This is a genomic window from Nocardia sp. MH4 (assembly GCF_019266065.1).
Lineage (GTDB): Bacteria > Actinomycetota > Actinomycetes > Mycobacteriales > Mycobacteriaceae > Nocardia > Nocardia canadensis.
In genome coordinates this window covers 1-18,762 of the sequence record NZ_LPNR01000061.1, presented here as the reverse complement: position 1 = coordinate 18,762, position 18,762 = coordinate 1, and the positions used below count along the sequence as shown (strand labels likewise).

The window sequence follows — 18,762 nt, the reverse complement described above, 5'->3', positions numbered from 1 at the left end:
TTCCCACTGCCGCGCACCGAGGCAACTATTGAACGCTCGGCGCGCTGAATCCCGGACCGGCGGTTATTCGCTTGGCGGGGCCGTCGCGGGCGGGCATGCTGAGAGCCGTATGAACGATATGCGACAACCACGCCTCGGCGTGGACTTCGGCCGGGTCATCCAGGGGGCGGCGCTCGCGCCGGGTGCCGCGGACACGGTCTTCCTGTCCGGCGGCTTCGCCGAGGCGATGAGCACCCCGCCCACTCCGCACGCCTTCGACGCGCTGGCCCGCCTGGTGACCCGCTTCGGCGGCAACGCCTGGGTGATCTCCAAATGCGGCCCGCGGATCGAGGAACGCACCAGGCAGTGGCTCGATCACCACGATTTCGCCGCGCGCACCGGCATCCCGCGCGAGCACCTGCGGTTCTGTCGCACCCGCGCCGACAAGGCGCCGCACTGCGCGGAATTGGGCATCACTCACATGATCGACGACCGCCTCGACGTGCACGCGGCGCTGCGCGGGCTGGTGCCGCGGCTGTACCTGTTCGGCGCGCAGGCCGCGCCCGCGCCGGACTGGCTGTGTCACACGCCGGACTGGCCCGCGGTCGAGCGGGTGATCCGCGCGGATCTCTACGCGGCGGGTCAGACGTTCGGGTCGCCGTAGGAGGCGGCGATGTCCTGGGAGCTGGGCCAGCGGCTGTAGGTCGGTGACTGCGGCCAGCCCTCGGGGCTGTCCTGCCATTCCTCCTGCCTGCCGTAGGGGAGCGCGTCGATCAGGCCGAAGGTGTAGGCGAGCTGTTCGGTGCCGCGGCCGTCGGTGTGCCAGCTGCGGTAGACGGTGTCGCCGTCGCGCAGGAAGGTGTTGACCGCGAAGCCCGCGCCCGGGCCCGCGCCCATGTCGGCGCCGAACGGGCTGTCATGGGTGGAGTACCACGTCATCGTGTTGCCGACGCGGCGCTTGTAGGCGAGAGCCTCCTCGATCGGGCCCTGGGTCACGATGACGAAGCGCGCGTCGTAGGCGGCGAGGAAGTCCAGCCGGGCGTACTGCGCGGTGAGGCCGGTGCAGCCGGGGCACTGCCAGGTGTTTCCGTCGGTCCACATGTGGTGATAGGTGATCAGCTGGGACTTCCCGTCGAAGACCTCGGCGAGCGGAACAGCGCTCCCGTCTTCGGCTTCGAGCGTGTACGGGGGCAGTTCGACGGCGGGCAGGCGCCGTCGCTGCGCGGCGACGGCGTCGAGTTCGCGCGTCGCGGCCTTCTCTCTGATCCGGAGCTTGTCGAGCTCGGCCTGCCAGGTGTCGCGATCGACGATGGTCGGCAATGCGGTCATGAGGGCCACTCCTTGAATGTGTACGGCGTGCACATTTGATATGTTCACACCGTACACTTCGGTCGGAGGGAGCTCAAGGGTTGGCGTATCACCACGGCGATCTCGCCGCCGCGCTCGTCGAGGCCGGGCTGGAGCTCACCCGGGCCGGTGGTCCCGACGCGCTGACGATCCGCGAGGTCACCCGCCGGGTCGGCGTCACGCCGAACGCCGCCTACCGGCACTTTCCGGACCGGCAGGCGCTGCTGCGCGCGGTGTCGGCGGCGATCGAGGCCGCGATGGCGACCGGGATGGCCACCGACCGGCGCCTGGCCACCCCGCGCGACAGCCTGCGCGCCGTCGGCCTCGGCTATATCGCCTTCGCGCTGGCCGAGCCGGGCTGGTTCGCCGTCGCGTTCTTCGGCGCGGGCGACACCTCGCCGGAGTCGGTGCTCGACTCGCCCGCCTACCTGGCCCTCGCCGACGCGCTCGACATGATGGTCCACGTCGGTGATCTGGCGCCCGCCGCTCGTCCGGCGGCGACCTGGAGCTGCTGGTCCACCGTGCACGGCTTCGCCGAGCTGGCGTTGCGGGGGCCGCTGCGCCATCTCGATCGCGCCGAGGTGTGGCGCCTTGCCGAGCAGGCGGTCGACACGGTGGTCGCCGGATTGCCGCCCGCGATGTGATCGAGGTCACTGTGACCAGTGGTACGTCGGTGTAAAGATGAAACGTCTGGGCTCCGCATGTACCCTGCAGGTGGAAGGGTGTGCCCGGGTGGGTACTCCGAGCGATCTGCACTGGCGATGGCCTGCAGCGACGACGAGGAGGTGGTGTTGCGATGCGCAGCGAACCCCCCAGTCGAAGGCCGCGCGGCGTCGCCCCTTCGCTCTCTCGCTGATTCCCGGTTGATTTCCTTCGGCTGTGCGTGACGGCTGTGGCGGTGGACGCCCGCGGTGGACAACACCGTCTCCCGATTCACTCACGTAGCATCCCCGCGGCCAGGCCGCAGGCATGCGCGCTGTCGCGCCAGAGGACTCTCCCATGTCGCAGATCGACCTCGTCGAAGCCCGTCACGTAGCCGCCGATTCCGCTGTGCCGGAAGCGGATTCGCCGCAGCAGCACCACCGCTCCGGCGCCGATGATCATTCGGTGACCGAGGCGCTGGAGATTCTGTCGGAATCGGTGCGCCACCTCGTCGAGACCCACCGGGTCGACGGCGCCATGGAGTGGCTCGACAACCGCCCGCCGCATGTCATCGCCGACGCGCTGGCCCGGATGGACGCCGTGCAGGCGGGCGTCGTGTTCCGGCTGCTCGACAAGGATCGCGCGATCACCGTGTTCGAGGAACTCGAGCCGGTCGACCAGCAGCAGATCCTGCAGGGCCTGCGCGAGAAGAGCTTTCGCGATCTGGTCGAGGCGATGGACCCCGACGACCGCGCCCGCATGCTGCACGAGGCGCCCGCCAAGGTCGCCAAGAAGGTGCTGGCCGGGCTGAGCCCGCGCGAGCGCCGGATGACCGCCGCGCTGCTGGGCTACCCGGAGGGCTCGGTCGGGCTGTACATGACGCCGGAAGTCGTCGCGCTGCCGGATAATCTGACCGTCGCGCAGGCGCTGGCCTGGGTGCGCGCCAAGGGCGGCAACGCCGAGACGGTGTACACCCTGCCGGTCGTCGACTGTGGTCGTCGGCTCACCGGCATCGTCGAACTGCGCGAGCTGGTCCTGCATGCGCCGGACGCGATGGTGTCGGAGCTGGTCGTCACCGAACCGGCGTTCGCGCGGGCCACCGACTCCGCCGAGAAGGCCGCGCGCCTGATGAGTTCCACCAACGACATCAACCTGGTCGTCGTCGACAGCGAGGACCGGGTCGTCGGGCTGCTCACCATCGATGACGCGATGGAGGTGCTCGAGGCCGCCGACAGCGAGGACGTGGCCAAGCAGGCCGGTTCGGCGCCGTGGGAGGGCCATTACATGGCCGCCAAGGTGTTCCAGCTGGCGCGCTACCGGGCGCTGTGGCTGATGCTGCTGTTGTTCGCCGCCACACTGACCGTCAGCGTCACCGACGTCTTCTCCACCACGCTCGAGCAGGCGGCCAGCCTGGCGCTGTTCATCCCGCTGCTGATCGGCGCGGGCGGCAATGCGGGCGCGCAGGCCGCGACGGCGTGTGTGCGCGCCCTGGCCGTCGGCGAGGTGCGGGTGTCGGACCTGTTCAAGGTGATCTGGCGGGAATGCCGGGTCGGCCTGGTGCTCGGCAGCATGCTCGCCGCGGCCGGCCTGCTGATCGGCACGCTGTTCGTCGGCCCCAAGATCGCCGTCGTCGTCGCCATCACCCTGGTCATCATCTGCGGCTGGGCCGCCACCATCGGCGGCACGATGCCGTTGCTGGCCAAGAAGTTCCGCATCGACCCCGCCGTGGTCTCGGCCCCGATGGTCACCACCCTGGTCGACGCCACCGGCCTGATCATCTACTTCACCACCGCCAAGCTCGTCCTCGGCATCTGACCCGATCCGGGCCGCGGCGACCAGGGGCCCCGGGTCGCCGTCAGCCCTGGGGGAACAAGGTGAGGGCGCGCGCCATCACGTCTCGGGCGACGTCGTCGGTGGCGGCGACGACCTCCACGATCGGGATGCGGCGGCCGAAGGCGGTGGATTCGGCCGGAAGCTCGGGGCCGACGGCGGCGGTGTAGATCGGAATCCGGTTGTCGTAGACCGAGACCGAGCGGTGCACGACGCGGCCGTCGATGTGTTCCTCGGTGCTGTTGGCGGCGAGGTAAGCGGGTACCCGGTACTCGTAGCCGACGGTGATCTTCTCGCCGCGGTAACCGAACAGGCATTGGGTGAGACGCTGTTCGTCGTCGGGGACGGTGTCGGCGAGTTTCGTGCGGACCGTGCACGGATCGGCGCCGAGCAACACGGTCGGCACGGTGTCGGGGGAGGTGCCCTGGGGTGGCGATTGCCGCCAGCGGTCGATCATGCCGGGGACCAGCTCGTCGGCGACGGTGCACGGATTCTTCCCCGGCGGTGTCGACAGGCCGAGGTAGAACGCGGCGCCGGAGGGGAAGTGGGCGGTCGCGCCGCACGAGCGGGGCTCGCCCGCGTCGCGGTCGGGAACCGAGCGCACGGTCACGTCACCGAGCTGCTCGGTCACGCCCCGGGCGCTCGGGGTCAGGCCCGGCAGCAGGGTGGCGTGCCAGGTGAGGGTGGTGCCCTCGCCGGAGGTGGTGCTGCCCAGGATCGCCCGGCACGAGTCCAAGCCGACGGTCACACCGGTGATGTCGCCCAGCGGTGCCAAGGTCTCGCGGGGCAACACGGCGCAGACGTCGACCTGTCGGGTCGCCTGGGCGACCGCGTCCCGCCCGGCCTGATCCCGTGGGACCTGCGACCAGAACTCCGGCGGTGGAGCGGGCATCACCGGCGGCGGGAGCGGCGGCAACTTCTCGTGGTCGGGCGCCGAGTCGTCGCCGCCGCAGCCGGCGCAGACGAGCAACGCGACAGCGGCCAGCGCCAACCTGCGGTCCATCAGCACCCCTGTCCTCGACGGATCCGGGCTCGGACGCGCGCCCGACCATCGAGTCTGCCCGCCGGGGCAACCAGGCCGCAAACAACTCGCGTCGGTCGTTCCCAGAACGTTGTGACCGGGTGCGAGTCAGTTCAGCAGCGGCAGCGTCTCGCGCATGATCTTCTCGGCGGCGCCCGAATCGGCGGTGACCGAGACCGTCGGCACGCGGGGGCCGAGCAGCGCGTCGGTGGGGCCCGCCGCCATGGTGGGGCCGACGATCGCGGTCAGCGAGGCGATGCCGGACTGCGCGGCGGGTGCGTCGAATCGGTAGACCTGCCGCGCGCCCACGGTGAAGGCGGGGGTGTCGTCGGTGATCGAGCGTTCCTCGTTGTAGTCGTAGGTGATGATGGCCTGGTGACCGTCGATGGTCAGCCGGCACGTGGTGACGCCCTGATCGGCCACCGGCACCCGGATACCGAGCAGCGGCGCGACCGCGCACGGATCGGCGCCGGTGACCACCGTTCGGTCCGAATCGGGCGAGCTGCCCTGCGCCGGCTCCGTGCGCCATTCGCTCAGCGCGATCCGCATCAGAGCCTCGGCGGTGGCGCACGCGTCCTTCGGCGCCCGCACGCTCATCGACAGATCGGCGCCCGCGACGAACCGCGCCCACACCTGGCAGCTGCCGCGCACCTGCGGGTCGGCCGAGCCGGACGGCTCGTCGTCGAACAGGACCCGCACATCGCCCATGGCCTGCTCGGTCACCGGCGCGTCCATGGTCGGTTCGCCGGAGAACATCACCCCGGTGGTCCAGGTCGCGTCGATCCCGGTGAGGTGCCCGTCGACCGCGATCCCCATCCGGCACTGGTTCGGGTGCACGTTCTCCACATCCCGCACGGTCCCGAGCCCCGTCACCGACTCGCGCGGGATGAGCGCGCACACGTCGATCGCCCGCACCGTGCGCAGCACCGTGGCCTTCTCCTGATCGGAAACCGCTGCGGTGGACCAGAATCCGCCGGTCGGCATGGTGTCCGGGGTGCCCGCGCGCTGACACGCGAGCACGGTCAGCGCCACGGCGATCAGCGGTACGAGCCGGCGCGGGCGAAGTGCCGCGACAGTGGTGCCGAGCAGCCGGCGGAGCATGGTGGATCCCCCTGTCGTGATCGCGTGTCCGTGCGGGGACACGCGAGCCGCAGTTTGCCGGGTGCCCGGTGAGAATGCAAAGGCACCTCGCGTGGCCGGATTCACGCGGGGACGCGGTCGCGCGCGTATGTGGCGAATCACGGGCGGTGCGATGGTGGTGCCGCGGCGGTCGTGCCGCACAATAGGGGCCGCGTGTGTGGCGCGGGTGTCCTGTCGGAGCGGCGGGGTTCGATGCGCTGCAACACAAGCTGTTGTGTTGGCGGGAGATGTCACCCACTACGAGTAGTGTTCAGGGTGAACGGGCTCGTACACGGCGGCGGTGCGGGTCAACGGTCAGGCGGAAAGGTGTGGAGGCGGAATGAAGCTCATCGATCGGGTCAGCGCCATCAACTGGAATCGGGTGCCCGATGAGAAGGACGCCGAGGTCTGGGATCGCCTGACCGGCAACTTCTGGCTACCGGAGAAGGTGCCGGTGTCCAACGACATCCCCTCCTGGAACACCCTGACCCCCGACGAGAAGCAGCTCACCATGCGGGTCTTCACCGGCCTGACGCTGCTGGACACCATCCAGGGCACCGTCGGCGCGGTCTCGCTCATCCCCGACGCGCTCACCCCGCACGAGGAAGCGGTGTACACCAACATCGCGTTCATGGAGTCGGTGCACGCCAAGAGCTACAGCTCCATCTTCTCCACGCTGTGCTCGTCGAAGGAGATCGACGAGGCGTTCCGCTGGTCGGAGGAGAACCGCAACCTGCAGCGCAAGGCCGAGATCGTCCTGTCGTACTACAACGGCGAGGACCCGCTCAAGCGCAAGGTCGCCTCCACCCTGCTGGAGAGCTTCCTGTTCTACTCCGGCTTCTACCTGCCGATGCACTGGTCCTCGCGGGCCAAGCTGACCAACACCGCCGACATGATCCGCCTGATCATCCGTGACGAGGCCGTGCACGGCTACTACATCGGCTACAAGTACCAGAAGGGCCTCGAGCTGGTCTCCCAGGCCGAGCGCGACGAGCTCAAGAACTACACCTTCGAGCTGCTCTTCGAGCTCTACGACAACGAGGTCGACTACACCCAGGATCTCTACGACGAGGTCGGCCTCACCGAGGACGTCAAGAAGTTCCTGCGCTACAACGCCAACAAGGCGCTGATGAACCTCGGCTACGAGGGCCTGTTCCCGAAGGACGAGTGCGAGGTGAACCCGGCGATCCTGTCGGCGCTGTCGCCCAACGCCGACGAGAACCACGACTTCTTCTCCGGCTCGGGTTCCAGCTACGTCATCGGCAAGGCGGTCAATACCGAAGACGAGGACTGGGAGTTCTGAGCGAACCCGCGTCCTGAGCCCGCGCGGCCGAATCCGCCTCGCCGCCTACCGATTTCCGGTGGGCGGCGAACACGGTGTTCCCGAGATCGCGTTCGGTCCGTAGCGTCGCGGGGATGAGCACCGCGATCACTCCCTTCCGCATCGACATCGCCCAGCGCGACCTGGACGATCTGCGTCGCAGGCTGACCGACGCGCGCTGGCCCGCCGAGCAGCCGGGCGCCGAGTGGCGCCGCGGTGTTCCGGTGGGGTACCTGCGGGAACTGGCCGAGTACTGGCGCACCACCTACGACTGGCGGGCGGCCGAGGCGGAACTGAACGCGTTCCCGCAGTTCACCACCGAGATCGACGGCCAGCGCATCCATTTCCTGCATGTGCGCTCGGCCCGGCCCGACGCGACACCGCTGCTGCTCACGCACGGCTGGCCGGGGTCGGTCGTCGAATTCCTGGACGTGATCGGGCCGCTCACCGATCCCGGCGCCCACGGCGGCGATCCCGACGACGCCTTCCATCTGGTGATCCCCTCGCTGCCCGGGTACGGGTTCTCCGGCCCGGTGACCGACGCCGGCTGGAATCCGGCCAGGATCGCCGCGGCCTGGGTCGAGCTCATGACCAGGCTCGGTTACCAGCGGTTCGGCGCGCAGGGTGGTGACTGGGGCGCGTTCATCACCCCCGAGGTCGGGCGGGCGGGTGGGGACCGGGTGATCGGCGTGCACGTCAATGCCGCGACCGTCGGCTTCCTGCCGTTCGGGCCGGTCACCGACGCGGACAAGGCGACGATGACCGTGGCCGAACTGGCCCGGCTCGACCGGCTCGCGCAGTTCAAGGGCGAGGGCAGTGGCTACTTCCGGATCCAGGCGACCCGGCCGCAGACCCTCGCCTACGGTCTGCACGACTCACCGATCGGTCAGCTCGCGTGGATCGTGGAGAAGTTCAAGGAGTGGACGTTCCCGGCCGACGGACTCCCGGAGGCGGCCGTGGACCGAGATCGGCTGCTCACCAATGTGATGCTCTACTGGCTCACCGGCACCGCGGGTTCCTCGGCCGCCCTGTACTACGAGGCCACGCACACCCGCTCGTGGTCGAGCACCCCGTCGACCACGCCGACCGGCGTCGCGGTCTTCGCCGAGGACGTCGCCATTCGCCGCTACGCCCAAGGCAATGCCCACATCGTGCACTGGTCGGAGTTCGACCGGGGCGGGCACTTCGCGGCGATGGAGGCGCCGGAGCTACTGGTCGGCGACATCCGCGCGTTCTTCCGCGGCCTGCGCTGACTCAGCGATCCCAGGGCGCCCGCAGATCGGGGTCGTCGAAGGCCTTCGCCGCGTCCCGGTACAGCTCGCTGATCCGGTGTTTGACCCGGGTACGGTCGGCCTCGGGGATATCGGCCTGGTCGAGCCGGGCCGCGGCATTGGCGACGGCGTGGAAGACGCGGGTGGGCTGTCCGTCGATGATGTCGGCGACCGGGAACTTGTAGTCGGCCTCGGTCGCCGGGTTACCGCCGGGCTGCCGGTACAGATAGATTCCGGCCAGCTTCCGAGGATCGCCCTTGGCCCATTCGAGCGCGTCGTGCTCGGCGCGGTGTCCGCTCCACGGATGGTCGCGCGGGGCCCACGGCAGGTCCAGATCGGCGGCGTTGTCGGACGCGGGCGGGATCGGTGCACCCTCGGAATCCTGAGCCATGTTTCCTCCTCGTACAGCGGCGACGGAGCAACGGCGCCGAGACGGCGCGACGTCATGGATCACTGCCCGCCATGATAGCAATCACGCTGCTACCTGCGGTTTGCCCATGGAAATCGGGGTTTTCCGATCTATCCGGTTGCCGATCTAATCGGAGCATGACCGCGATCGGACCACAGGCCACCCTCGGTGACATCCTCGATCGCGGCGGATCCGGTGCGGGGATCGCCGTCGTCGACGGCGACGAGAGCTGGACCTACGCGACCCTGTCCGGTGCGGCGCATCGGCTCGCCAGGGAGCTGATCACGCACGCGGTCGGCCCCGAGTCCGTGGTGGTGCTGGCCCTGCCGCGCTCGGCGGAGCTGGTGCGCGCGGTGTGGGCGGTGGCCGCGACCGGTGCGGCCGTCCTGCCGGTGGACCTGCGCCAGCCGCAGGCCCGGCGCCGCTACCTGCTGGCCGATGCCGCCGCCACCATCGGCATCACCACCCGGTCGATACTCGCCGAGCTGCCGACCTGGATCACCTGGCTGGTGCTCGACGACCCCGACTTCGCGCGGCGGTGCGCGCGCCATGATCCGGCGCCGCTCACCGAGGCCGACCGGGTCGCGCCGACACACCTGGACCAGCTCGCCTATGTCCTCTACACCTCCGGCTCGACCGGGGCGCCGAAGTCGGTCGCCGTGACCCACCGCGGGCTCGCGACGCTGGTCGCGGCGGTGTCGGCGCGGCTCGGCTCGTTCGAGCGGGCGCGTGTTTTGCAGGTCAGCTCACCGGGTTTCGACCTGTTCGTGCTCGAGCTGATGCTGACGTGCGCGCACCGGGCGACGGCGGTCATCGTGCCGCCGGAGATCACCGGTGGTGGTGAACTCGACGAGCTCATCGCCGACCGGGCGGTCACCCACGCCGTGCTCACCCCCGGGGTGCTGGCCACCCTCGACCCGGCGCGCCACGGGACACTGCGCGGGCTGGTGGTCGGCGGTGACGTCTCGGACCCGGCGCTGGTGGCGCGATGGGCGCCGGGGCGGATCTACGTCAACGCCTACGGCCCGACCGAGACGACGATCTTCGTCACCGCGACAACGCTGTCCGCGGGTGAGCCGGTGGTGCTCGGGACGGTGTTCGACGGTTGGTCGGCGATGATCCTGGACGATCGCCTGCGTCCCGTGCCACCCGGCGAGCCCGGTGAGCTCTACCTGACCGGCCCCGGTGTGGCGCGCGGGTACCGGCGCAGGCCGGGGACGTCGGCGACGCGCTTCGTGGCCGATCCCTTCGGCCGGCCCGGCGCCCGGATGTACCGCACGGGTGATCTGGTCCGCGCGCATCGCGGTGACGCGGCGGCCCTGGAGTTCCTCGGCCGCACCGACTTCCAGCTCAAGGTGCTCGGCGTCCGCGTCGAGCCGGGCGAGATCGACGCCGTCCTGACCGGCCATGATGCGGTCCGCTCGGCGATCACCACCGGGTGGGAGACCCCGGCGGGGGCGCGGGTGCCGGTGAGTTACGTGACGGCCGAGCCGGGTCGGGCCGTCGACACCGGCGCGCTGCTGACATTCGCGCGGAGCAGACTCGCCGCGCACGCGGTGCCCGCGACCGTGATCGTGCTCGACGAGCTGCCGTTGACGCCGGTGGGCAAGGTCGACCGCGCCGCGCTGCCCGCCCCGGTGTTCGCCTCCCGAGGCGGTGCGGCGCCGACGGATTCGGTCGAGCGGCTGATCGGCACGGTCATGGCCGGCCTGCTGGGCGTGGACTCGGTCGCCGCCCAGGACGACTTCTTCGCCCTCGGCGGGAACTCGCTGCTCGCCGCCCAGCTCGGGGCGCGCCTCGGCGCGGCGACCGGCAAGCAGATCCCGGTGCGCACCGTGTTCGACGCACCGACGGTGGCCCGGCTCGCCGTCGCGATCCGCCACCTGGCGCAGGCGGCGCCGCGACCGCCGGTGACCCGGCGCGCCCGGCCGGAGCCGGTGCCGCTGGCGCCTGCCCAGCAGCGTCTGTGGGTGCTCAACCGGATCGACCACCGTTCGCCGGCGGACAATATCGCGCTGACGGTGCGGCTGCGTGGGCCGCTGTCGATCGACGTGCTGCGCGCCGCCCTCGACGATGTGGTCGCGCGGCACGAACCACTGCGCACCCGCTACCCCGATCGGGACGGCGTCGGTATTCAGCACATCGTCCCGATCGATCACGCGCGCACCACCCTCACCCCGGTGCCGGTGCGCTCCACGGAAATCATGGACATGGTGGCCGAATTCGCTACGGCCGGTTTCGATCTCACCGTCGACCTGCCGCTGCGCACCAGGCTGTTCAGGCTCGATGACCACGACCATGCGCTGACCGTGGTCGTGCACCACATCAGCGCCGACGGCTGGTCGCTGGGCCCCCTGCTGCGGGATCTGCTCGGCGCGTACGCCGCGCGGCTCCGGCACTCGGCGCCGGAACTGCCGCCGCTGCCCGTCACCTACGCCGATTACGCACTGGCACACCAGGAGTGGTCGGCAGATCCCGCCGGTGCGGCGACCTTCGACAGTCAACTGCGGTACTGGCGGGCTCGGCTGTCCGGGCTGGCGCCCCGGCTGGCCCTGCCCGTCGACCGTCCGCACCCGCCGGTGGCCTCCGGACGCGGCGCGCTGTACGAGGTCACCCTCGACGCCGAGCTCACCGCCGCCCTGCGCCGGATCGCGGTGGCGCACGGCGCGACCCAGTTCATGGTGGTGCATGCCGTGCTCGCGGTCGCGCTGGCCCGATCGGGCGCTGGCACCGATATCGCCATCGGCACGCCGGTGGCCGGGCGCGGTGGCCCCGAACTGGACGACCTCGTCGGCATGTTCGTCGCGATGGTGGTGCTGCGCACGAGCGTCGATCTCGCGCAGTCCTTCACCGCGCTGCTCACCCGGGTCCGCGATATCGACCTCGGCGCGCTGGCCAACGCCGACATTCCGTTCGAACGGGTCGTCGAGGCGCTCGATCCGCCGCGCACCCGGGCCCACCATCCGCTGTTCCAGGTCGTGCTCACCGCCGAGACCCGGGTCGAGGCGGTCGGAGCCGACCTCGGCGGGCTCGTTGTCGAACCGGTCGCGCCGACCGCGACACCGGCGAAATTCGACCTCCAGCTGACGATGTCGAACCCGACGGCCGACACCGTGGGCCTGGCGCTCACCTACGCGACCGACCTGTTCGACCGCGACACCATCGCCCGGTTCGCCGAGACGATCGAGCGCATCGCCCGCGCGGTCGCCGCCGAACCGGGACGGACGGTCGGTGACATCGTGCTGGTCGACCCGGCGCCGGCACCCGTCGTGACCCGCCTCGACCACCGCACGCTGCGCGATCTGTTCGACGTCGCCGCGCATCGGCACCGGCACGCGGTGGCCGTGCGCGCGGGGGAGACCACCCTCACCTATCAGGACCTCGATGACCGCAGCGCGGCCCTGGCCCGGGAACTCGTGGCGCACGGGGCGGGGCCGGAGCGACGGGTCGCCGTCGTGGTGCCGCGCTCGGCCGAGCTGGTGGTGGCGATCGTCGCGGTGGTGCGCAGCGGCGCGGCCTACGTTCCCCTCGACCCAGGGAACCCCCGCGAGCGGATCGACTACCTGCTGGCCGACGCGCGACCGGTGTGCGTGATCGCCGAAGGGCTCGTGGTCCGTCACACCGACCCAGGCCCGCCGCACCGCACGTCCGGTGGGGACGCCTCGTCGGATACGTCTGAGCCGCGAGCACTCTCGGCCTATCGTGTCACCCACCCCGCGCACGTCGACGCCGAAGATCGGCGGCCGACCGGTGCGCGGCGCGAGCCCGACGCGGTGCGCGGGTCACAGCCTCGGCTCGCCACAGGAACGGACGGCACGATCCACGCGGCGAATCTCGCCTACGTGATCTATACCTCCGGGACGACCGGCACACCGAAAGGCGTCGCGGTGCAACATCGCGAGGTCGTCGCCATGCTCGACCGGACCCGGCGGGTGCTGTCGACCCGGTCCACCGATGTCTGGGCCCTGTTCCACGCGACGGCCTTCGACTTCTCGGTGTGGGAGCTGTGGGGTGCGCTCACCACCGGGGCGGCCCTGGTGGTGGTGGACCAGGACACCGCGCGCTCACCCGAGCACCTGCGGGAACTCCTGGTGCGCGAACAGGTCTCGATCCTCGGCCAGACCCCGTCGGCCTTCGCCGGGCTGGACGACGCCGACGCACGGGCCACGGGTGCTCCACCACTGTCTCTGCGGCGCATCGTCTTCGGCGGCGAGGCGCTCGACCCGCGCCGACTCGCCGCCTGGTACGACCGGCACGGCACGGGCGGACCCGAGCTGGTCAACATGTTCGGCATCACCGAGACCACCGTGCACGTCACCCACACGACCCTCGCCGCCGGCGCGCACGATCGCGCGGGCAGCCCGGTCGGCCGACCGTTCGACGGGCTCGTCGTGCGGGTGCTCGACGATCGGCTGCGGCCGGTGCCGACCGGCGTCCTGGGCGAGATCTACGTCGGCGGTGCCCAGGTGACCCGGGGCTATCTGCACCGGCCCGGCCTCACCGCCACCCGCTACATCGCGGATCCCGCGGTGGCGGGCGGCATCCTGTATCGCTCGGGCGATCTCGGCCGCTGGACTCGCGCGGGCACGCTCGAGCACTTCGGTCGCGCGGACCGCCAGGTGAAGATCCGCGGCTACCGCATCGAACCGGCCGAGGTCGAGGTGGCGCTGCTGGAGTGCCCGGGGATCGGCGCCGCGGTCGTGGTGGTGCGCGACGATCCGGCGACCGGACGACAGCTGATCGGCTACGTCGTGCCCGGCGGCGGTGAGGCGATCAGCGGCCCCGAGGTCCGCGCCCAGCTGCGAGACCGGCTGCCGGAGCATCAGATTCCGGCGGCGGTCGTCGTCATCGACAGTCTGCCGCTGACGGCGAACGGCAAGCTCGCGCTCACGTCGCTGCCGAGCCCGGAGTTCGGTTCGGCCGCCTACCGTGCCCCGGCGGGCGCCGTCGAACAGTGCGTCGCCGCCGTGTACGCCGAACTCCTCGGCCGCGACCGGGTCGGCGCCGACGACTCGTTCTTCGATCTCGGCGGCAACTCGATGGTCGCCACCCGCGTGGTGGCGCGTCTGCGGGCCGAGCTGGCCACCGACCTCCCGCTGCTGTGGCTGTTCACCGACCCCACCCCGGCAGGCTTGGCCCGCCGCATCGCCGAGAACACGGCGGGCGAGGACGTCTCCCTGCTGACACCGGTGCTCGCTCTGCGCGGGCAGGGGCGCGGCGCACCGCTGTTCTGCGTGCATCCGGTGGTCGGTTTGGCCTGGAGTTTCGCCGGGCTGACCGGCGAACTCGACTGCCCGGTCTATGGATTGCAGGCACCGGCCATCGCCGAGGAGGCGCCGCTGCCGGAGTCGCTGGACGCGCTCGCCGCCGACTACGTGGCGCGGATCAGGGCCGTCCAGCCGCACGGGCCGTACCGGCTGCTGGGCTGGTGCGTCGGCGGGGTCATCGCCCACGCCATGGCCGTGCGCTTGCAGGACCTGGGCGAGCGGGTGACGGTACTGGCCATGCTGGACTCCTTCGTCGGGGACGTCGAATACCGCAGCCAGACACCGGTGACGGTCGGTGATCTGCTCGGTCAGTTCGGTACCGACCACGAGTTGGTCACGCCCATCGGCGAATTCACGCCCGACGACGCGGTCGCACTGGTGGCCGAGCTGCCCGGACCGTTCACGGAACTGACCGCCGAGCGGGTACACCGGATCTTCGCGGGCATCCTGCACGCTCAGGTCATCGGCGCGGCGCACCGCCCCCGTGTCTTCCACGGCGACCTGCTGTTCTTCACCGCGGGCCGCGACGACCGCGGCGCGGGCCGGGCCGCGGGGGCGTGGCGCGACCACATCGACGGCGAGATCCGCGATGTCGCCGTCGACGCCACCCACTGGGACATCACCGGCCCGAGCGCCCTGACCACCATCGGACCCGTGCTGGCCGCCGCACTCGACCGCGCATGAGTCCCACGGTGGCGGCGACCCCTCGTCGCCGCCACCTGCTCAGCGCAGTGCCGCCAGGCCGATGCGGTCGATCTTGCCGGTCGGCGTGCGCGGGAGTTCGTCGACGAACACCACATCGCGCGGGGCTTTGAACCGGGCCAGACGCGACTTCACGTAGGTGCGGACGGCGTCGGCGTCGAGCTCGCCCGCCCGGACCACGAACGCGGCCAGCCGCTGCCCGAACTCCTCGTCGGGCACCCCGATCACCGCGGCCTCGGTCACGGCAGGGTGCCGGTAGAGCAGGTCCTCGATCTCGCCGGGGAAGACGTTCTCGCCGCCGGAGACGATCATGTCGTCGTCGCGTCCGTCGATGAAAAGCCTGCCCGCGGTATCGAAGTGGCCCAGGTCGCCGGTGCTCATCAACCCGCCCCTGAGCTGTTTGGAACCCCCACCGGAGTACCCGTGGAAGGCGATCGAGTTGCCGACATACACGGTGCCGACCGCGCCCGGGGTGGTCACCCTGGTGTCGCCGTCGTAGAGCGCCACCGTGATCCCGACCGGCGCCCGGCCGACCGTGCCCGGCGCGGCGAGCCAGTCCTGTGGCGTGGCGACGGTGGCGGTGCCGGTCTCGGTGCAGCCGTAGAAGTTGTAGATCACCGGGCCGAAGACCTCGATCGCCCTGCTGCCCAGGGCCGACGGGAGCGCGGCACCCGCGGTGAACACGATCCGCAGCGAATTGGTGTCGGTGGCGGACAGCGTTTCCGGGCCCAGATCGAGGATGCGGCGCAGCATCGTCGGGACGAGCACGATCATGTCGGCGCGGTGTTCGGCGATCTGGTCCAGGGCGCGGCGGGCGTCGAACTTGCCGTGCAGCACGATCGTCGAGCCCAGATTCAGCGACAGGATGAACTGGGACAGCGCGGTACCGTGGAACAGCGGAGCGCACAGCAGCACCGTCTGCCCGCGCCGCAGCGGCACCCGGTCGACGAATTGCGCGCCCGCCAAAGGCGATTCGACCCGACGTGGCGCGCCTTTGGGTGTTCCGGTGGTGCCGCCGGTGAGCAGGACGAAACCGCCCTGCTCGGCTGGAACGGGCGCCCGCGCCCCGGTCTCGGGGCCCTCGGTGTCGAGCAGGACCACCCCCTCGGGGAGCGTGTCGGCGAGCGCGGCCAGACTCGGGTCCAGGACCAGCGCCGCGACCTTTTCCCTGGACAGCACATCCCGCAACTGCGCAGCACCGAACCCGGTGTTGAGCAGCACCAGTCGCGCGCCGAGTTTCGCCGCGGCGGCCATGGTCTGCACCAGGCGCAGTCCGTCGGGGCAGAGCACGCCGATGGTGTCGCGCGCGGTGACGCCCTCGGCGTGCCAGCGGGCGGCGATCGCGTCGGTACGTCGGTCGAGGTCGCCGTAGCTGATCCGATGTGCGCCATCGACCAGCGCGATCCGGTCCGGGGTGCGCCTGGCCGAGGTCAGGATGCCGCCGGCGATCGGGCCGTAGACGCGCATCGCGCGAGCGGTGTGGACGAGTCGATCGGGGCGCCGCAGATCGATCAGTCCGGCACGCTGCATGGCGCGCAGCTGGCGCGCCATGGTCGACGCGGTGTGCGTCCAGGTCGATGGGCTCATGGTGGATCTCCCTGGGGGCGAGTGGACGTGGATCGGCTCAGCACAGCGTCGGCCCCGGGTCGGCACCGGCGGTGACCGCCAGCAGCCAGGCGACGGTGCCGAGCTCGGGGACGATCTCGGCGCTGATGTGCTCCGACATCGGCACCCGGAACATGCGCATGTTCACCCCGCGCGCGCAGTAGGCGGCGGCGATCTCGTCGATGGCCAGTTCGGCGGGCAGCAGCTGATCGGTGGTCGAATGCCACATGAGCAGCGGGATGTCCGGGGTGTTCTCGGGACGGCCGAAGCTCGCCGCTGCCAATCCCTCGTGGGCGGCGGCCAGCGCGGCGGCCGGGTCGGTCAGGTAGTCGGCGACCGGGCGCAGCAGTGTGGAGCCGACCGCGGTGTAGAGGCAGCGGTCCGCCAGATCGCGGGCGACCTGCTTGCCCTCCGGCGTCAGGTAGGTCTGCAGGGCCTGATCGAACTCGGGGTATTCGCGAGCCAGCCCGAGAATGGCCAGCCAGCCGGTGAAGTTGGCCTGCGGCTGGGTGCCCGAGATGGCGAACGGCGCGATCGCGACCTTGTCGCCGGGGATACCGCCCTGGGCGCTGGCGCGCAGCGCGAGCTCGGGCGCGTAGCCGCGGTGCTGTTCGGCGGCCGACGCCGAGGCGTTGCCGCCGCCGGAGTACCCCCACAGGCCCACCGGCGACGCCTCGAGACCGAGTCCGCCGCGCTGGGCGGCCCGGATGCCGTCGAGCACCATCCGGCCCTCGCTCGGGGACATGATCGTGTTGCGCTTGCCGTCGAAGTCGGTGACCACCACCGCCGCGCCCGCGGCCAGGAACTGGCCGATCAGCGCGACCTCCTTCTGGATGCCCGCCCGCAGCGTGTACGACGGATTGCACTGCCTGCCGAGGCTGTCGATCGCCTCCTGGTACGAGATCAGCGGGCGCGCACCGGGACCCAGCCACGGGATGCCCGGCATCAGCACGGTGGTCGCGGTGGCGATCGGGTTGTCGCGGGCGTCGGTGCTGCGGAACAGGAGCTGGGTGGTGTGCACCGGGACCGGGATGCCGAGCGCGTAGGTCTGTACGACGCGGGTGCGGATCACCTCGCCGTTGGCGTAGGCCGCGATATCGGCCGGGTCGTCGTACCAGGGGTCCTGCTGCGGGGTCGGCAGCGGTACGACCGCCGGATACACCTGGGCCTCGTTCGGCAACGGGGGGAGCTGGAAATCCTCGGCCACGGCGGGACCGGCGGTCATCGCCAGCACGGCGGCGGCCAGCAGGGCGGGGGCGCCGAGGCGTCGGGATCGGTGGGTGGCCGTGCTGCGCTGCATGGCATCTCCTTCGGTAGGTGATGCTGATTACAGCAGGTTCTCTTGTTAGTAACAAGAGTTCTTGTTCATATTGCGCGATCGGTAGGCTGAGCTGCGTGACGTCGACCGAGAAGAGTCCCGTTCGCTCCCGGCGCATCCAGGGTCTGGACGCCGAGCAGCGCCGCGCCCGCCGGCGTGAGCAGATCCTGGCCGCCGCGTTCGAGCTCATCGCCGTCGACGGCTACGTCAACACGGCGATCGAGCAGATCTGTCAGACCGCCTTCGTCGGCAACAAGGCCTTCTACGAACTGTTCGACAGCAAGGAGTCCTGCTACCTGGCCCTGCTCCAGCAGCTCAGCGAACGCGCCCAGGCCGAGGTCGCCACCGCGCTGGCCGAGTGCACCGGCGGGCGCGACGAGGTGGTGTCGGTGGTGGTGGCGGCCTTCGCGCACTCGCTCGTCGACGATCCCCGCGTCGCCCAGGTCACCTTCGGGGAGGCCAGCGGCATCTCCGCCAAGGTCGAACAGCAGCGCCGCACGAACCGCCGCTGGGCCGCCCAGTTCCTCGAAACCCTGTGGCGCGAATACGAGTTCGTCCCCGCCGCGGGCATCGGCATCGACCTGCACGCCCTCGCCGTCTCCACGATCGGCGGCCTGTTCGACACCGTCGCCGACTGGTTGCACCAGACCGCGGCGGGCACCACCGGCGAAATCGACACCCTCATCCGCGATCTCACGACCTTCACCGACATCGTGCACCTGGGGTTGGCGGCCGCCGCCGAAAAATACGCCGGTCGCTGATCGCGGAACTCCTCTTGTCGCGGATCAGGGTGCCGCGCTGGAGGTTACGGCGCGAAGCCGAGGGCGATCCGCTCCGTGGTCGACGCGACCGGGACGGCGCCGCCGGCGCGACGGCAGGGCGTTGACGGCGCGGCCCCGACCGCGCCGGACCCGGCGAGAGCGGTGCGGCG

General features: G+C 70.9%; 14 protein-coding genes. 7 read left to right on the top strand and 7 right to left on the bottom strand.

Annotated elements, in window-relative coordinates; translation table 11 throughout:
- The first annotated feature begins 109 nt into the window (after window positions 1–109).
- The gene (locus ATM97_RS04730) at window positions 110–643 is read left to right on the top strand and encodes a hypothetical protein (protein WP_255587028.1); all 534 of its coding nucleotides are present in this window, start codon (window positions 110–112) and stop codon (window positions 641–643) included.
- Here ATM97_RS04730 and ATM97_RS04725 read toward each other — a convergent pair.
- Window positions 622–1,308 carry a DUF899 family protein gene (locus ATM97_RS04725; protein WP_218716702.1) on the bottom strand — a complete coding sequence of 229 codons (687 nt, stop codon included), beginning with the start codon at window positions 1,306–1,308 and terminating at the stop codon, window positions 622–624. The genes ATM97_RS04730 and ATM97_RS04725 overlap by 22 nt on opposite strands.
- A gap of 80 nt (window positions 1,309–1,388) precedes the next feature.
- On the opposite strand from ATM97_RS04725, the gene ATM97_RS04720 reads away from it, so the two are divergent.
- Window positions 1,389–1,970, top strand: coding sequence for a TetR/AcrR family transcriptional regulator (locus tag ATM97_RS04720; protein ID WP_218716701.1), 582 nt, complete (start codon window positions 1,389–1,391; stop codon window positions 1,968–1,970).
- 289 nt (window positions 1,971–2,259) lie between these two features.
- Here ATM97_RS04720 and ATM97_RS04715 read toward each other — a convergent pair whose 3' ends face one another.
- The gene (locus ATM97_RS04715; RefSeq protein WP_218716700.1) at window positions 2,260–2,430 is read right to left on the bottom strand and encodes a hypothetical protein; all 171 of its coding nucleotides are present in this window, start codon (window positions 2,428–2,430) and stop codon (window positions 2,260–2,262) included.
- A gap of 3 nt (window positions 2,431–2,433) precedes the next feature.
- On the opposite strand from ATM97_RS04715, the gene mgtE reads away from it, so the two are divergent.
- A complete protein-coding gene (gene mgtE / locus ATM97_RS04710; RefSeq protein ID WP_218716699.1) occupies window positions 2,434–3,783 on the top strand; it encodes a magnesium transporter in 1,350 nt (449 codons plus the stop codon).
- A 40-nt stretch (window positions 3,784–3,823) separates the two neighbouring features.
- Here mgtE and ATM97_RS04705 read toward each other — a convergent pair whose 3' ends face one another.
- Window positions 3,824–4,801 carry a peptidase gene (locus tag ATM97_RS04705; protein WP_218716698.1) on the bottom strand — a complete coding sequence of 326 codons (978 nt, stop codon included), beginning with the start codon at window positions 4,799–4,801 and terminating at the stop codon, window positions 3,824–3,826.
- Between the two features lie 126 nt (window positions 4,802–4,927).
- Complete coding sequence (locus ATM97_RS04700; protein WP_218716697.1) at window positions 4,928–5,920, bottom strand: hypothetical protein; 993 nt, start codon at window positions 5,918–5,920, stop codon at window positions 4,928–4,930.
- A 358-nt stretch (window positions 5,921–6,278) separates the two neighbouring features.
- On the opposite strand from ATM97_RS04700, the gene nrdF reads away from it, so the two are divergent.
- On the top strand, window positions 6,279–7,241 hold the full coding sequence (nrdF, locus tag ATM97_RS04695; protein ID WP_019048442.1) for a class 1b ribonucleoside-diphosphate reductase subunit beta: 963 nt from the start codon (window positions 6,279–6,281) through the stop codon (window positions 7,239–7,241).
- A gap of 113 nt (window positions 7,242–7,354) precedes the next feature.
- Window positions 7,355–8,512, top strand: coding sequence for an epoxide hydrolase family protein (locus tag ATM97_RS04690; protein ID WP_218716696.1), 1,158 nt, complete (start codon window positions 7,355–7,357; stop codon window positions 8,510–8,512).
- Between the two features lies 1 nt (window position 8,513).
- Here the strand turns inward: ATM97_RS04690 and ATM97_RS04685 are convergent, their stop codons facing one another.
- On the bottom strand, window positions 8,514–8,921 hold the full coding sequence (locus ATM97_RS04685) for a hypothetical protein (protein WP_218716695.1): 408 nt from the start codon (window positions 8,919–8,921) through the stop codon (window positions 8,514–8,516).
- A 155-nt stretch (window positions 8,922–9,076) separates the two neighbouring features.
- Here ATM97_RS04685 and ATM97_RS04680 point away from each other — a divergent pair, with 155 nt between their 5' ends.
- Window positions 9,077–14,890 (top strand): non-ribosomal peptide synthetase, encoded by a 5,814-nt coding sequence (locus ATM97_RS04680; protein ID WP_218716694.1) that lies wholly within the window; start codon window positions 9,077–9,079, stop codon window positions 14,888–14,890.
- Window positions 14,891–14,929: 39 nt separating this feature from the next.
- Here the strand turns inward: ATM97_RS04680 and ATM97_RS04675 are convergent, their stop codons facing one another.
- The gene (locus ATM97_RS04675; protein ID WP_255587026.1) at window positions 14,930–16,495 is read right to left on the bottom strand and encodes an AMP-binding protein; all 1,566 of its coding nucleotides are present in this window, start codon (window positions 16,493–16,495) and stop codon (window positions 14,930–14,932) included.
- Window positions 16,496–16,532: 37 nt separating this feature from the next.
- Complete coding sequence (locus ATM97_RS04670) at window positions 16,533–17,813, bottom strand: lipase family protein (protein ID WP_218716693.1); 1,281 nt, start codon at window positions 17,811–17,813, stop codon at window positions 16,533–16,535.
- A gap of 95 nt (window positions 17,814–17,908) precedes the next feature.
- Between ATM97_RS04670 and ATM97_RS04665 the strand changes: the two genes are divergently transcribed.
- Window positions 17,909–18,592 (top strand): TetR/AcrR family transcriptional regulator, encoded by a 684-nt coding sequence (locus tag ATM97_RS04665; RefSeq protein ID WP_308248374.1) that lies wholly within the window; start codon window positions 17,909–17,911, stop codon window positions 18,590–18,592.
- Window positions 18,593–18,762 lie beyond the last annotated feature (170 nt).